General features: G+C 66.6%; 10 protein-coding genes. 5 read left to right on the top strand and 5 right to left on the bottom strand.

The window, feature by feature from the left end; genetic code table 11:
* The first annotated feature begins 51 nt into the window (after positions 1–51).
* The 4 genes from Q0743_RS27450 (at position 52) to Q0743_RS27435 (ending at position 7,010) form a co-directional block, all read left to right on the top strand.
* A complete protein-coding gene (locus tag Q0743_RS27450) occupies positions 52–1,629 on the top strand; it encodes a Do family serine endopeptidase (RefSeq protein ID WP_298244601.1) in 1,578 nt (525 codons plus the stop codon).
* 272 nt (positions 1,630–1,901) lie between these two features.
* Positions 1,902–2,582 carry a response regulator transcription factor gene (locus Q0743_RS27445; protein WP_298244600.1) on the top strand — a complete coding sequence of 227 codons (681 nt, stop codon included), beginning with the start codon at positions 1,902–1,904 and terminating at the stop codon, positions 2,580–2,582.
* Positions 2,566–4,026, top strand: a complete 1,461-nt coding sequence (locus Q0743_RS27440; RefSeq protein WP_298244599.1) for an ATP-binding protein — start codon at positions 2,566–2,568, stop codon at positions 4,024–4,026. Before Q0743_RS27445 ends, Q0743_RS27440 begins: the two co-directional genes overlap by 17 nt.
* Positions 4,023–7,010 carry a bifunctional [glutamine synthetase] adenylyltransferase/[glutamine synthetase]-adenylyl-L-tyrosine phosphorylase gene (locus Q0743_RS27435; protein WP_298244598.1) on the top strand — a complete coding sequence of 996 codons (2,988 nt, stop codon included), beginning with the start codon at positions 4,023–4,025 and terminating at the stop codon, positions 7,008–7,010. Before Q0743_RS27440 ends, Q0743_RS27435 begins: the two co-directional genes overlap by 4 nt.
* On the opposite strand, the gene Q0743_RS27430 is transcribed toward Q0743_RS27435, so the two are convergent.
* Genes Q0743_RS27430 through Q0743_RS27410 form a run of 5 tightly spaced genes read right to left on the bottom strand, consistent with a single transcriptional unit; the run spans position 6,967 to position 12,936 of the window.
* Positions 6,967–7,200, bottom strand: coding sequence for a formate dehydrogenase subunit delta (locus Q0743_RS27430; RefSeq protein WP_298244597.1), 234 nt, complete (start codon positions 7,198–7,200; stop codon positions 6,967–6,969). The two genes, Q0743_RS27435 and Q0743_RS27430, sit on opposite strands and share 44 nt — an antisense overlap.
* Entirely contained in the window at positions 7,190–8,017 is an 828-nt protein-coding gene (gene fdhD / locus Q0743_RS27425; RefSeq protein WP_298244596.1) for a formate dehydrogenase accessory sulfurtransferase FdhD, read from the bottom strand. Before fdhD ends, Q0743_RS27430 begins: the two co-directional genes overlap by 11 nt.
* Before the next feature lie 5 nt (positions 8,018–8,022).
* On the bottom strand, positions 8,023–10,896 hold the full coding sequence (fdhF, locus tag Q0743_RS27420; RefSeq protein ID WP_298244595.1) for a formate dehydrogenase subunit alpha: 2,874 nt from the start codon (positions 10,894–10,896) through the stop codon (positions 8,023–8,025).
* A gap of 10 nt (positions 10,897–10,906) precedes the next feature.
* Positions 10,907–12,463 carry an NADH-quinone oxidoreductase subunit NuoF gene (locus tag Q0743_RS27415; RefSeq protein ID WP_298244594.1) on the bottom strand — a complete coding sequence of 519 codons (1,557 nt, stop codon included), beginning with the start codon at positions 12,461–12,463 and terminating at the stop codon, positions 10,907–10,909.
* A complete protein-coding gene (locus Q0743_RS27410; RefSeq protein WP_298244593.1) occupies positions 12,460–12,936 on the bottom strand; it encodes a formate dehydrogenase subunit gamma in 477 nt (158 codons plus the stop codon). Before Q0743_RS27410 ends, Q0743_RS27415 begins: the two co-directional genes overlap by 4 nt.
* A 224-nt stretch (positions 12,937–13,160) precedes the next feature.
* Here Q0743_RS27410 and Q0743_RS27405 point away from each other — a divergent pair, with 224 nt between their 5' ends.
* Positions 13,161–14,054, top strand: a complete 894-nt coding sequence (locus Q0743_RS27405) for a LysR family transcriptional regulator (RefSeq protein WP_298244592.1) — start codon at positions 13,161–13,163, stop codon at positions 14,052–14,054.
* Positions 14,055–14,180 lie beyond the last annotated feature (126 nt).

Raw genomic sequence — 14,180 nt, 5'->3', positions numbered from 1 at the left:
AGGTGCTGGCATCCGGCACCAAATGGATTTCAAGGCCCTGGAGATTGCTGCATGACCGACCGTATCGACCTCTCGAACCTTCCGTCCTACCGGCAGCCGCGCCGGTCGGTGTTCTCCGCGCGCAGGTTCGCGCTGATGGCCTCGGTGGTCGCCGGTCTCGGCGCGGCCGTCTATGGCTTCAGCCCGTCGAGCTCGCCGGCCGATCTGTTCTCGAGCCCGGCGCATGCGCAGGTCAACAACGAGGTCCGCAAGGTCGAGCGTCCCATCGGATTCGCCGATATCGTCGAGCGCGTGAAGCCCTCGGTGATCTCGGTGAAGGTCAACATCAAGGAGAAGACCGCGAGCAATGACGACGGCGATGATTCCTCCTCGCCGTTCCAGCCGGGCTCGCCGATGGAGCGCTTCTTCCGCCGCTTCGGCGGTCCGGATGGTTTCCCGGGCATGAAGGGCGGTCGCGGCCGCGTCGTGCAGGGCCAGGGCTCCGGCTTCTTCATCTCGGCCGACGGCTTTGCCGTGACCAACAACCACGTGGTTGACGGCGCCGACAAGGTCGAGGTCACCACCGACGACGGCAAGACCTACAGCGCCAAGGTGATCGGCACCGATCAGCGCACCGACCTTGCCTTGATCAAGGTCGAGGGCAGCTCGAACTTCCCGTTCGCCAAGCTTGCCGACGCCAAGCCGCGAATCGGCGATTGGGTGCTGGCGGTCGGCAATCCCTTCGGCCTCGGCGGCACGGTGACCGCGGGCATCGTCTCGGCGAGCGGCCGCGACATCGGCAATGGTCCCTATGACGACTTCATCCAGATCGACGCGCCCGTGAACAAGGGTAATTCCGGCGGTCCGGCCTTCGACACCAACGGCGAGGTGATGGGCGTCAACACCGCGATCTACTCGCCCTCCGGCGGCAGCGTCGGCATCGCGTTCTCGATTCCCGCCAGCACCGTGAAAAGCGTGGTCGCCCAGCTCAAGGACAAGGGCTCGGTCAGCCGCGGCTGGATCGGCGTGCAGATTCAGCCCGTCACCTCCGACATCGCCGACAGCCTCGGCATGAAGAAGGCCGAAGGCGCGCTGGTCGCGGAGCCGCAGGCCAACGGTCCGGCCGCCAAGGCCGGCATCGAGTCCGGCGACGTGATCACCGCGGTCAACGGCGAGACCGTCAAGGACGCCCGCGAGCTGGCCCGCACCATCGGCGGCATGGCGCCCGGCGCGACCGTGAAGCTCAACGTGCTGCACAAGGGCCAGGACAAGGTCGTGAATATGACGCTCGGCCAGTTGCCGAACACGGTCGAGGCCAAGGCCGACAACGACAATGACGGCGGCAAGGGTGCGAGCAAGGGCACCGATGTGCCCAAGCTCGGCATGACCGTTGCGCCCGCCAACTCGGTCGCCGGCGCCGGCAAGGAAGGCGTCGTGGTCACCGAAGTCGATCCGAAGAGCGCCGCGGCCGAACGCGGCTTCAAGGAAGGCGACGTGATTCTCGAAGTCGGCGGCAAGAGCGTGGCGACCGCCGGCGACGTCCGCGAGGCCATCAACACGGCGCGGACCGACAACAAGAACAGCGTCCTGATGCGCGTGAAGAGCGGCGGCCAGTCGCGCTTCGTCGCGGTGCCCCTCGCCAAGGGGTAAGCCTCAGGAAACCTCGAGATGAAGGGTGTCGCCGGCATCAGTCGCCCCCGCCGCCGGCGCCCTTCGGGGAAGCAGCGTAACGTTCGCTTCCCCTGTCTACCTTCCGGTGGAATTACGCCCCCCTCCGTCGGAAGGCCTAGGGCGGTGAGGTCCCCCCAGCTTCACCGCCCGCCTTTTTCTCCATGCCGGCGTCTCCCACTCGGCTTGCATGCGATAGCCGCTCGCGCCATGTTTAGAGAAGGTTGACCTCCTTGACCGCCGCCGAACGCACGATGCGCCTCCTCATCATCGAAGACGACCGCGAATCCGCCGACTACCTCGTGAAGGCGTTTCGCGAAGTCGGCCACATTGCCGACCACGCCGCCGACGGCGAGGAGGGCCTCGCCATGGCCGAAAGCGGCGATTACGACGTGCTGGTGGTCGACCGCATGCTGCCCAAGCGCGACGGCCTGTCGGTGATCGGCGCGCTGCGCGACAAGGGCAACACCGCGCCGGTGCTGATTCTCTCCGCGCTGGGACAGGTCGACGACCGCATCAAGGGCCTGCGGGCCGGCGGCGACGACTATCTGCCGAAGCCTTATTCCTTCGCCGAACTGCTGGCCCGGGTCGAGGTGCTGTCGCGCCGCCGCGGCGGTCCCGCCGAGGACACGCTGTACCGCGTCGGCGATCTCGAGCTCGACCGGCTCTCCCACCGCGTCGCCCGCGGCAAGGACGAGCTGACGCTGCAGCCGCGCGAATTCCGCCTGCTCGAATATCTGATGAAGCATGCGGGACAGGTGGTGACGCGCACCATGCTGCTGGAGAACGTCTGGGATTATCATTTCGATCCGCAGACCAACGTGATCGACGTGCACATCTCGCGGCTGCGCTCCAAGATCGACAAGGGATTCGAGCGGCCGCTGCTGCACACGATCCGCGGCGCGGGGTACATGATCCGTGACGGCATTCGGTAAACTCGTCCGCACCACGGCATTCCGGCTCACGCTGGTCTATCTGCTGCTGTTCGCGATGTTCGCGGCTTCGCTGCTGGCTTATTTCGCCTGGAATACGCGGCGGCTGATCACCGAGGAGATCACCCAGACGGTGAACGCCGAGACCTCGGAGATCTCCGAGATCTACGGCCGCCGCGGCCTGCGCGGCCTCGTGCTCGCGATCGAGTATCGGGCGCTGCGGCCGGGCGCCAACCTCTATCTCGTGACCACGCCGACCGGGCAGGCGATCGCCGGCAATGTCGGCTCGCTGGCGCCCGGTGTGATGGCGACGCGCGGCTGGTCGGAGACCGCCTACCGGCGGATCGAGGACACCGACGACCGCGACCATCGCGCGCTGGTGCGGGTCACCGAGCTAGAAAACGGCTTCCGCCTCCTGATCGGCCGCGACTTGGCCGAGCGCCGGCGGCTGTTCGGCATCGTCGCCAAGGCCGCGCAATGGTCGGTGCTGATCGTCGTCGTGCTTGGCCTCGGCGGCGGTGTGTTCGTCGCGCGCCGCGTGCTCCGACGCATCGACGCCATGACGGGCACCGCACAGCGCATCATGACCGGCGATCTCAGCGAGCGCCTGCCGGTCGGACGCAGCGGCGACGAGCTCGACCGGCTCGCCGAGAACCTCAACGCCATGCTGGAGCGGATCGAGGCGCTGATGGCGGGGCTGAAGGAGGTCTCCGACAACATCGCCCACGATCTCAAGACACCGCTGACGCGGCTGCGCAACCGCGCCGAGGAGGCGCTGGCGAAATCCGGCTGCGAGGCCGATTACCGGGCGGCGCTGGAGCGCACCATCGAGGAATCCGACGGTCTGATCCGCACCTTCAACGCGCTGCTGATGATCGCGCGTGCCGAATCCGGACAGGCGCGCGGCAACATGGACGATTTCGACGCCGCCGACGTGGCGAACGGCATCCACGAGCTCTACGAGCCGCTCGCGGAGGACGACGGCATGACCTTGAAGGTCAAAGCCGATCCGACGCCGGTGCACGCCAACCGCGAATTGGTCAGCCAGGCGCTCGCCAATCTGGTCGAGAATGCGATCAAATACGGCAAGCCGGTCGCGCAGTCTGGCGGAACCGTGGTCAGCATGGAGGCAAGGCCGATCCTGATCGAGGCGAGGCGTGACGGCGACAAGGTGCTGCTCAGCGTCACCGATCGCGGCCCGGGCATCCCCGAGGCCGACCGCGCGCATGCGGTGGAACGATTCGTCCGCCTGGAGGCGAGCCGCACGCTGCCGGGCTCGGGCCTCGGCCTCAGCCTCGCTTCGGCGGTTGCGACATTGCATGGTGGCGAATTGCGGCTGGGTGACGCCCAGCCGGGCCTCGTCGCCACGCTGGTGCTCCCTGCGCGCCTCAGTGCCGGCGACAGGGTTGCTCCGCCAATACCGGATGTGCCACAGAAGGTGGCATGAACCACTCCGCGCCGGGAAACGCGGACAAGCATGGTGAGAGGCTGGCCGCACGGTTCGCGGAAGCTCCCCATATTGCCGCTTCCACAACCGACGATCGACGTCTGGAAAGCTGGCTGAGCGAGCTCGAGCCGGCCCAATCGGCCCGTCTCGAAGCGCTGCTGGTCCATCCTTTCGCGCGGGATATCCTGACCGGTATCGCGGAATTCTCGCCTTATCTGTTCGATCTGGTTCGCGCCGACGCCTTGCGCCTGATCCGGCTGCTCGAATGCGACCCGGATGCGCATCTGACGGCCCTGATCGCGGACGCCAGGGGCGCCGTGCTCGCGGCTCCTGACGAGGCCGAGGTCATGCGGCTGCTTCGCCGCATGAAGGCGGAGGCGGCGCTGCTGACCGCCCTGTGCGACATCGGCGGGGTCTGGCCGGTGATGCGGGTGACGGCGGCGCTGACCGACGTCGCGGTGTCGTCGGTGCAGGCGGCGCTCCAATACCTGCTGCGGCAGGAAGCCGCACGTGGCAAGATTTCTCCGCCCAATCCGGAGGCGCCCGAAGAAGGTTGCGGCCTGATCGTGCTCGCCATGGGCAAGATGGGCGCAGGCGAGCTGAACTATTCCAGCGACATCGACCTCATCGTGTTCTTCGATCCCGATGCGACGACGCTGGCGCCCGACATCGAGCCGCAGCCGTTCTTCGTCCGGGTCACGCAGGGGATGGCGCGCATCCTGCAGCAGCGTACCTATGACGGCTATGTATTCCGCGTCGATCTGCGCCTGCGGCCCGATCCGTCCTCGACGCAGGTGGCGATCTCCCGGGACGCCGCGCTGAACTATTACGAGCGGGAAGGGCGCACCTGGGAGCGCGCCGCGATGATCAAGGCGCGCGCCTGCGCCGGCGATGCCAAAGCGGGCGAGGCGCTGCTGGCGGAGATCGCACCCTTCGTCTGGCGCAAGCATCTCGACTTCGCCGCGCTCGCCGACGTCCACGACATGAAGCGGCAGATGCAGACCTATCGCGGCCAGAGCGAGGTCGCTGTGGAGGGGCACAACGTCAAGGTCGGCCGTGGCGGCATCCGCGAGATCGAATTCTTCGCGCAGACCCAGCAGCTGATCGCCGGCGGCCGCCATCCGGAATTGCGGGTGCGGCCGACGCTGAAGGCGCTCGACATTCTCGCGGCCAGCAACTGGATCACGCTCGCTGCGCGCGACGAGCTCACCACGGCCTACGAATTCCTGCGCCGGGTCGAGCATCGTCTCCAGATGATCGCCGACGAGCAGACCCACGCGCTGCCCGAGGACAAGGACGCCGTCGAACGCTTCGCCCGCTTCTTCGGCTATCCGGATCGCGAGGCCTTTGCGGGCGACCTGCTGCGCCAGCTCAAGATCGTGCAGGGGCATTACGAAAAGCTGTTCGAGGGCGACGATCCCACCGGCACGGCCAAGCTGCCGGCGCTCGACTACGGTGCGGGTGCCGACGATCCGCGGTTGCTGCAGCATCTCGCAACGCTGGGCTTCAAGAAGCCCGCAGCGGTGGCGCAGACCGTGCGCGACTGGATCACCGGCGACTATCGCGTGTTCCGAGTTGAGGCGACGCGGAGCGCCTTCATCGAATTCGTGCCGGCCCTGATCGATGGGCTTGCCCACGCCGAGGAGCCGGATCGCGCCGTCGTGGCGTTCGACGATTTCCTGAAGGCGCTGCAGCGCGGCGGCCGGCTGATCACACTGCTCGGCCAGAACCGCGATCTCGTCGCGCTGGTCGCGCTGGTGCTGGGCGCGGCGCCGCGGCTCGGGGAAATGCTGGCACGGCAGCCGCAGCTGATGGACGGCCTGATCGATCCGCGCTTCTTCGGCGCCATGCCGGACAGGCAGGAGCTGTCGGCGCGGCTCGCCGCCACCGTGCAGGACGCCGGCTCATACGAAGAATTCCTCGATCGCCTGCGTCTGTTCGGGCAGGAGAGCCTGTTCCTGATCGGCACGCGGATCCTCTCCGGCACCGTCTCCGCGCAGCAGGCGAGCACGGCCTTTGCCGACGTCGCCGAAGGCATCGTCCACACCGTGCATGGCCTGGTCGCCGACCGCTTCGCCGCCCAGCACGGAAGGATCAAGGGGCAGGAGACCGCGATCATCGCGATGGGCCGGCTTGGCAGCCGCGAGATGACGGCCTCGTCCGATCTCGATCTGATCCTGCTCTATGATTTCGACAGCGACAATCCGGACTCCGATGGACCGAAGTCGCTGCAGGGTGCGCACTATTTCGCCCGTCTGACCCAGCGCCTGATCAGCGCCTTCACGACGCGCACCAATTACGGCGTGCTCTACGAGATCGACATGCGGCTGCGACCCTCGGGACGCGCCGGCCCCGTCGCCTCGAGCCTGGTCTCGTTTGCGGATTACCAGGCCAACGAGGCCTGGACCTGGGAGCACATGGCGCTGACGCGTGCGCGCGTGGTGTCGGCCTCGCCCGAATTCCGGGAGCGGATCGAGCGCGTCATTCGCGATGTCCTGACCCGCCGCCGCGATCGCGACATCACCGCCAATGACGTTGCCGACATGCGGCGCGCGATCGCCCAGGAGAAGGGCGAGGCCGATTGCTGGGATCTCAAATACGCCGCCGGCGGCATGGTCGACATCGACTTCATCGCGCAATATCTCCAGCTCGTGCACGCGCACGAGATGCCTGAGATCCTCGACGTCAGCACCGTGCAGGTGCTCGACAACGCGTGCAGGCTCGGCGTGCTGCCGCAATCGGAGACCGAGATCCTGCGTGCCGCGGCGCGGCTCTATCATGATCTGACGCAGATCCTGCGGCTCTGCGTCAGCGATCGTTTCAAGCCGGAAAGCGCCGGCACGGATCTGCAGCGCGTGATGGCACGCGCCGGGGATGCGCCGGATTTCTCCTCGCTCGAGGCACGGGTGAAGGAGACGCAGGGCGAGGTGCGGCGCGTGTTCAGGACGCTGCTGGAAGCGTCGTCGTCTGCTTCAGCGAGGTGAGCGCCTCGCGCACGTCAGGCGCGAGCCCTGCGCCACCGGCGTCGAGATGGGCAAAGATCGCGCGCTTCATCCGGGGATCCCAGAATTTCTTGATGTGCTCGGCAATCCCCGGCACGGCCTTGCTGTGCCCTTGGCTCTGGAAGAACTTGCCGATCTGGTTGGCCATGTAGATCAGGCGGTCAGGCGACATCGGCAACCTCCGTGGCATGGCGGGCGACGATCCGCTCACCATGCGAAAACACTTCAAACCCGTCCTGGCGGGCAATGGCGATCAGCGTGATGCCGGCGGCTTCCGCGGTGCGCACGGCGAGCGCGGTGGGCGCGGACACCGCGACCATCACTGGCGCGCCGATCGCGGCGGTCTTCTGCACCATCTCGACCGAAACGCGGCTGGTCAGCAGCACCATGCCGCCGCTTGCCTCGTTGCGGCTGCGCGCGAGGGCACCGGCGAGCTTGTCGAGCGCGTTGTGGCGGCCGACATCCTCGCGCAGCGCGACGATGTTGCCCGATGGGGACCAGAACGCGGCGGCGTGAACGGCGCGGGTCTGCAGGTTGATCGATTGCAGCGGCGCGATTGCCTGCATCGCCGCCATGATCTCTTCCGGCGTGAAGGTCTGCCCCTGCGGCACCAACGCCGCCGGGCGGACGGCTTCGGCGATGGACTCGATGCCGCAGATGCCGCAGCCGGTGGGGCCGGCGACGTGGCGACGGCGCTCGCTGATGAGCGCTGCATCATCAGGTGCAAGCCACATCCTGAGCTCGATGCCGTCGTCGAGGCGAACGATGTCGAGCGACTTGATGTCGTCGACCGACTTGATGATGCCTTCGTCCAGGCTGAAGCCGACGGCAAAGTCTTCCAGGTTCTGTGGCGTCCCCATCATCACGGCATAAGTGCCGCCATTATAGGTCAATGCCAGCGGCGTCTCCTCCGGGATCAGCCGCACGCCTTCGGACGCGGCGTCGTCGCGCCAGATCTCGCGGTCGATGGCCTGGACGGGCACGTGCATGCGGCTTACTCCGCGGCCTCGGCCGGTACGATGCGGCGGGATTGACGCGCCTGAGCGTCATACGCCTTCTGCCAGTCGGACGGGCCGTTCGACGGCGAGATCTGCACCGCCGTGACCTTGTATTCGGGGCAGTTGGTCGCCCAGTCCGAATAGTCGGTCGTGATGACGTTGGCCTGCGTATCCGGATGGTGGAAGGTGGTGTAGACGACACCGGGCGCGACGCGATCGGTGATCTCCGCACGCAGCGTGGTCTCGCCCGCGCGGCTCTTCAGCCGCACCCAGTCGCCGTCGCGCACGCCGCGCTGCTCGGCGTCGTGCGGATGGATCTCGAGGCGGTCCTCGGCGTGCCAGACCACGTTCTCGGTGCGCCGCGTCTGCGCGCCGACATTGTATTGGCTGAGGATGCGGCCGGTGGTGAGCAGCAGCGGATAGCGCGGGCCGGTGCGCTCGTCGGTTGCGACATACTCGGTCACGACGAACTTGCCCTTGCCGCGGACGAAGCCGTCGATATGCATCACCGGCGTGCCCTCCGGTGCCTTCTCATTGCAGGGCCACTGCACCGAGCCGAGCTCGTCGAGCTTGGCGTAGGAGACGCCGGCGAAGGTCGGCGTCAGCGCCGCGATCTCGTCCATGATCTCGGAGGGGTGGCTGTACGTCATCTCGAAGCCCATCGCCTTGGCAAGGCCGATGGTGACCTCCCAGTCGGCCATGCCGTTCTTCGGCGTCATCACCTTGCGGACGCGCTGGATGCGGCGTTCGGCGTTGGTGAAGGTGCCGTCCTTCTCGAGGAAGCTCGAGCCGGGCAGGAAGACATGGGCGTAGTTCGCGGTCTCGTTCAGGAAGAGGTCGTGAACGATGACGCATTCCATCGCCGACAGCGCTGCCACGACGTGGCTGGTGTTGGGGTCGGACTGCAGGATGTCCTCGCCCTGCACGTAGATGCCCATGAACGTGCCTTCGACCGCGGCATCGAACATGTTGGGAATGCGCAGGCCCGGCTCGGGGTTGAGCTTGACGTTCCACAGCGCCTCGAACTGGTCGCGCACGGCATCGCCCGAGATGTGGCGGTAGCCGGGCAGCTCGTGCGGGAACGAGCCCATGTCGCAGGAGCCCTGCACGTTGTTCTGTCCGCGCAGCGGGTTCACGCCGACGCCGGGACGGCCGATATTGCCGGTCGCCATCGCAAGGTTGGCGATCGCGATCACGGTGGTCGAGCCCTGGCTGTGCTCGGTGACGCCGAGGCCGTAATAGATCGCGCCGTTGCCCCCGGTGGCATAGGTGCGGGCCGCCTCGCGCAGATCCTTCGGATCGACGCCGGTGAGGATGGCGGTGGCTTCCGGGCTGTTGTTCGGCTGCGCGACGAAGGCCGCCCATTCCTCGAACTCGGTCCAGTCGCAGCGCTCGCGCACGAAGGTCTCGTTGACGAGGCCCTCGGTGACGATGACATGCGCGATCGCGGTCATGACCGCGACGTTGGTGCCGGGCATCAGGGGCAGGTGGAGCGCCTTCACGTGCGGCGCTTCCACCATCTCGGTGCGACGCGGATCGATCACGATCAGCTTGGCGCCCTGGCGCAACCGCTTCTTCAGCCGCGAGGCGAACACCGGGTGAGCGGAGGCCGGGTTGGCACCGATCACGACCACGACGTCGGTGTCCTCGACCGAGTCGAAATCCTGCGTGCCTGCGGAGGTGCCGAAGGTGGTGGCGAGGCCATAGCCGGTCGGCGAGTGGCAGACGCGGGCGCAGGTGTCGACATTGTTGTTGCCGAAGCCGGCGCGGATCAGCTTCTGCACCAGATAGGTCTCTTCGTTGGTGCAGCGTGAGGAGGTGATACCGCCGATGGCGTCGCGGCCGTATTTCTGCTGGATGCCTCGCATCTTCGCCGCGGCAAACGAGAACGCTTCGTCCCAGGACACTTCCTTCCAGGGATCCTCGATCCGGTCGCGGATCATGGGTTTCAGAATGCGTTCCTTGTGATTGGTGTAACCCCAGGCGAAGCGACCCTTGACGCAGGAATGGCCGCGATTGGCCTTGCCGTCCTTGTAGGGCACCATGCGCACCACTTCCTCGCCGCGCATCTCGGCCTTGAAGGCGCAGCCGACGCCGCAATAGGCGCAGGTGGTGACGACCGAATGCTCGGGCTGGCCGATCTCGATCACGGATTTTTCGGTCAGCGTCGCGGTCGGGCAGGCCTGCACGCAGGCGCCGCAGGAGACGCACTCGGAGCCGAGGAAGCTCTCGCTCATGCCCGGCGAGACCCGGCTGTCGAAGCCGCGGCCGGAGATGGTCAGCGCGAAGGTGCCTTGCACCTCCTCGCAGGCGCGGACGCAGCGCGAGCAGACGATGCACTTGGAGGGATCATAGGAGAAGTACGGGTTGGACTCGTCCTTCGGCATCCAGTGGTCGTTGTCGCAGCCGTGAGATCTGGCAAAGACGTGGTTCTCGCCCTCATAGCCGTAGCGCACGTCGCGCAGGCCGACGGCACCGGCCATGTCCTGCAATTCGCAATCGCCATTGGCGCCGCAGGTCAGGCAGTCGAGCGGATGGTCGGAGATGTAGAGCTCCATCACGCCCTTGCGCAGCTTCTTCAGCCGTTCGGTCTGGGTGTGCACGACGAGGCCGGGCATCACAGGCGTGGTGCAGGACGCCGGCGTGCCGGCGCGGCCCTCGATCTCGACGAGGCAGAGGCGGCAGGAGCCGAAAGCGTCGACCATGTCGGTCGCGCAGAGTTTCGGGATCTGGTGCCCCGCGTCCATCGCGGCGCGCATGATCGAGGTGCCCTCGGGCACCGTGACCTGGTTGCCGTCGATGGTCAACGTCACCATCGTCTCCGACTTCGAGCGCGGCGTGCCGTAGTCGATTTCTTCGATCAAAGACATCGTCGTTCTCCTATTCCGCGGCCTGAAGCGTGGTCGGTGCCGGGACAAAATCCTCCCGGAAGTGCTTCAACGCGCTGAGCACGGGGTAGGGCGTGAAGCCGCCGAGCGCGCAGAGCGAGCCGAATTTCATGGTGTTGCAGAGGTCCTCCACGAGCGCGAGGTTTTCATGGACGCGCTCGCCGTTGATGATCTTCTCGATGGTCTCGACGCCGCGGGTCGAGCCGATCCGGCAGGGCGTGCACTTGCCGCAGGACTCGATCGCGCAGAACTCCATCGCGAAGCGCGCCTGCCGGCGCATGTCGACGCTGTCGTCGAACACGACGATGCCGCCATGACCGATCAGGCCGTCGCGTGCGGCGAAGGCCTCGTAGTCGAACGGCGTGTCGAACAGCGCGCGGGGGAAATAGGCGCCGAGCGGACCGCCGACCTGCACCGCGCGCACGGGGCGGCCGGTGAAGGTGCCGCCGCCGATGTCGTCGACGAGTTCGCCAAGCGTCACGCCGAACGCGGTCTCGAACAGCCCGCCATGACGGATGTTGCCGGCGAGCTGGATCGGCATCGTTCCGCGCGAGCGGCCCATGCCAAAATCGGCATAGGCCTTGGCGCCCTCGGCGAGGATGAAGGGGACGGCCGCAAACGACAGCACGTTGTTGATGACGGTGGGCTTGCCGAACAGGCCGTGATGGGCCGGCAGCGGCGGTTTGGCCCGCACGATGCCGCGGCGGCCTTCCAGGCTCTCCAGCAGCGAGGTCTCCTCGCCGCAAACATAGGCGCCGGCACCGACGCGCACTTCGAGATCGAAGCTGTAGGTCGAGCCCCCGATCTTGTCGCCGAGATAGCCGCCGCGCCTGGCCGCCTCGATCGCCGCCTTCATGGCCTCGACCGCGTGCGGATATTCGCTGCGGATGTAGATGTAGCCCTTGGTCGCGCCGACGGTGAGGCCGGCGATGGTCATGCCCTCGATCACCAGGAAGGGATCGCCTTCCATGATCATGCGGTCGGCGAAGGTGCCGCTGTCGCCTTCGTCGGCGTTGCAGACGATGAACTTGCGATCGGCCTTCGCATGCGCGACGGTCTTCCACTTGATGCCGGTGGGAAAGCCCGCGCCGCCGCGGCCGCGCAGGCCGGATGCTGTGACTTCGTTGAGGATCGCATCAGGTCCGAGCGACAATGCGCGCTCCAGCCCCTTGTAGCCGCCATGGGCGCGGTAATCGTCAAGCGAGCGCGGGTCGATCACGCCGCAGCGGGCGAAGGTGAGACGGGTCTGGCGCTTCAGCCAGGGGATCTCCTCGGTCGCACCGAGCCGCAAGAGATGCGGCGTGTTGTTCGCTAGCGCATCGAGCAGGGAAGGCACGTCGGCTTCCGCGACCGGACCGAAGGCGATGCGGCCCTGCGGCGTCGCCACCTCGACCAGCGGCTCCAGCCAGTACATGCCGCGCGAGCCGGTTCTGATAATCTCGATCTGAATGCCGCGCTTGGCCGCGTTCTGCTCCAGTGCCAGCGCAACCTCGTCGGCGCCGACGGCAAGCGCGCCGGCATCACGTGCAACAAATAGCCGCATGCTCATCGCTGGGCCTCCGCAACGAGGGCATCGAGGCGCTTCTGGTCGAGCCGGCCGATCAGGCGGCCGTCGAGCATTGCGGACGGTGCGGTCGCGCACAGGCCGAGGCAGTAGATCGGCTCCAGCGTGACGCGATCGTCGGGCGTGGTGTTGCCGAGCGACACGCCGAGCTTTGCTTCCGCGTGCGCCGCCAGCGCATCGCCGCCCGCGGCCTGGCAAGCCTCCGCGCGGCACAGCTTCAGCACGTGGCGGCCGGCCGGCTTGTGGCGGAAATCATGATAGAACGTGAACACGCCATGCACTTCGGCGCGCGACAGATTGAGCGCCTGCGCCACCATGGGAATGGCCGCCTCTGGTATGTAGCCAAACGCCTCCTGCAGCGCATGCAGGATGACCAGCGTCGCCCCCTCCTGGTCGGCATGTTCGGCGATGATCTCGGCGCCGCGCGTCTCGTTCCAAGGCTCACAAACCGCTGTCATTCGTCGTTCTCAACCTGAGCGTTTCCTGGGCGTAAACTAATTGGAATCATTCGAAGATCAATAAAGCGGTCCCGTGCTGCGATTGCGAATTCCGATCGATTTGCAACCGCGATCGATCGATAAGAATTGCCAATGAAAGTCGGATCGGCTGCCGGTTTTTGCGTGTTGGTGCAGGGCCGGCATGCTAGCTTGCATGCCAGACGAGAATTCGAGGGGACGACCGGTTGATCGACAAGCTTGAACTATTGCTTGCGCTGGCCAAGGAGCGGCATTTCGGACGCGCGGCGGAGGTCTGCGGCGTGACGCAGCCGACCATGTCGACCGGATTGAAGCAGCTCGAGGAGATCCTCGGCGTGATGCTGGTCCAGCGTGGGTCCCGCTTCCAGGGCTTTACGCCCGAAGGCGAGCGCGCGCTCGACTGGGCACGGCGGATCGTGGGCGATGCCCGCGCGATGCGCGACGAGATCAACGGGTTGAAGCATCAGCTCTCCGGCGAGATCCGCATTGCGGCGATCCCGACCGTGCTCGGCATGGTCGCCGCGCTGACGACGCCGTTCCGCGCCCGGCATCCCGAGGTGCGTTTCAGCATCCGCTCGACGACCTCGTCGGAGGTGCTGGGATTGCTCGAAAATCTCGAGGTGGATGCGGGGCTGACGTATATCGAGAACGAGCCGATCGGCAAGGTGCGCACCATTCCGCTCTACAACGAGAGCTATCGTTTGCTGACGTCGCCGGACGGTATGTTCGGTGATCGAGAGACGGTGACCTGGAAGGAGGTCGGGCAGGTGCCGCTGTGCCTGCTGACGCCTGACATGCAGAACCGCCGCATCATCGACCGCGCGCTGCGCTCTGTCGGGGCGGAGGCGACGCCGACCTTGACCTCGAATTCGCTGCTCGTGCTGTTCACGCATGTGAAGACGGGGCGCTGGGCCAGCGTGATGCCGGCCAAGCTGGCCGAGACGCTCGGCCTGTCCGACACGGTGCGCTCGATCCCGATCGTCGACCCCGAGGTCAATTACAGCATCGGCATGGTGATCCCCCAGCGCGATCCGATGACGCCGCTGATCGCGGCGCTGGTCAACGTCGCGCGTGAGGTCGCGCCGTCGCTGCAGCTGTAGGGGCTATCGGGGCAGCCTTGTAGGGTGGGCAAAGCGAAGCGTGCCCACGCGGTTTAGCCGTGTCAATCCAACACAGCGTGGGCACGGCGCAAGTGCGCCTTTGCCCACCCTACCGGAGGGGGTCTT

This window comes from uncultured Bradyrhizobium sp., assembly GCF_936943645.1.
Taxonomy (GTDB): domain Bacteria; phylum Pseudomonadota; class Alphaproteobacteria; order Rhizobiales; family Xanthobacteraceae; genus Bradyrhizobium.
This window is presented reverse-complemented; position numbering and strand designations above follow the sequence as displayed.

Bases quoted from the DNA above. Each gene is read 5' to 3' on its own strand.
- fdhF (WP_298244595.1), bottom strand. From the start codon at position 10,896: ATGTCTTTGATCGAAGAAATCGACTACGGCACGCCGCGCTCGAAGTCG.
- Q0743_RS27430 (WP_298244597.1), bottom strand. From the start codon at position 7,200: ATGTCGCCTGACCGCCTGATCTACATGGCCAACCAGATCGGCAAGTTC.
- Q0743_RS27445 (WP_298244600.1), top strand. From the start codon at position 1,902: ATGCGCCTCCTCATCATCGAAGACGACCGCGAATCCGCCGACTACCTC.
- Q0743_RS27435 (WP_298244598.1), top strand. From the start codon at position 4,023: ATGAACCACTCCGCGCCGGGAAACGCGGACAAGCATGGTGAGAGGCTG.
- Q0743_RS27415 (WP_298244594.1), bottom strand. From the start codon at position 12,463: ATGAGCATGCGGCTATTTGTTGCACGTGATGCCGGCGCGCTTGCCGTC.
- Q0743_RS27450 (WP_298244601.1), top strand. From the start codon at position 52: ATGACCGACCGTATCGACCTCTCGAACCTTCCGTCCTACCGGCAGCCG.
- fdhD (WP_298244596.1), bottom strand. From the start codon at position 8,017: ATGCACGTGCCCGTCCAGGCCATCGACCGCGAGATCTGGCGCGACGAC.
- Q0743_RS27410 (WP_298244593.1), bottom strand. From the start codon at position 12,936: ATGACAGCGGTTTGTGAGCCTTGGAACGAGACGCGCGGCGCCGAGATC.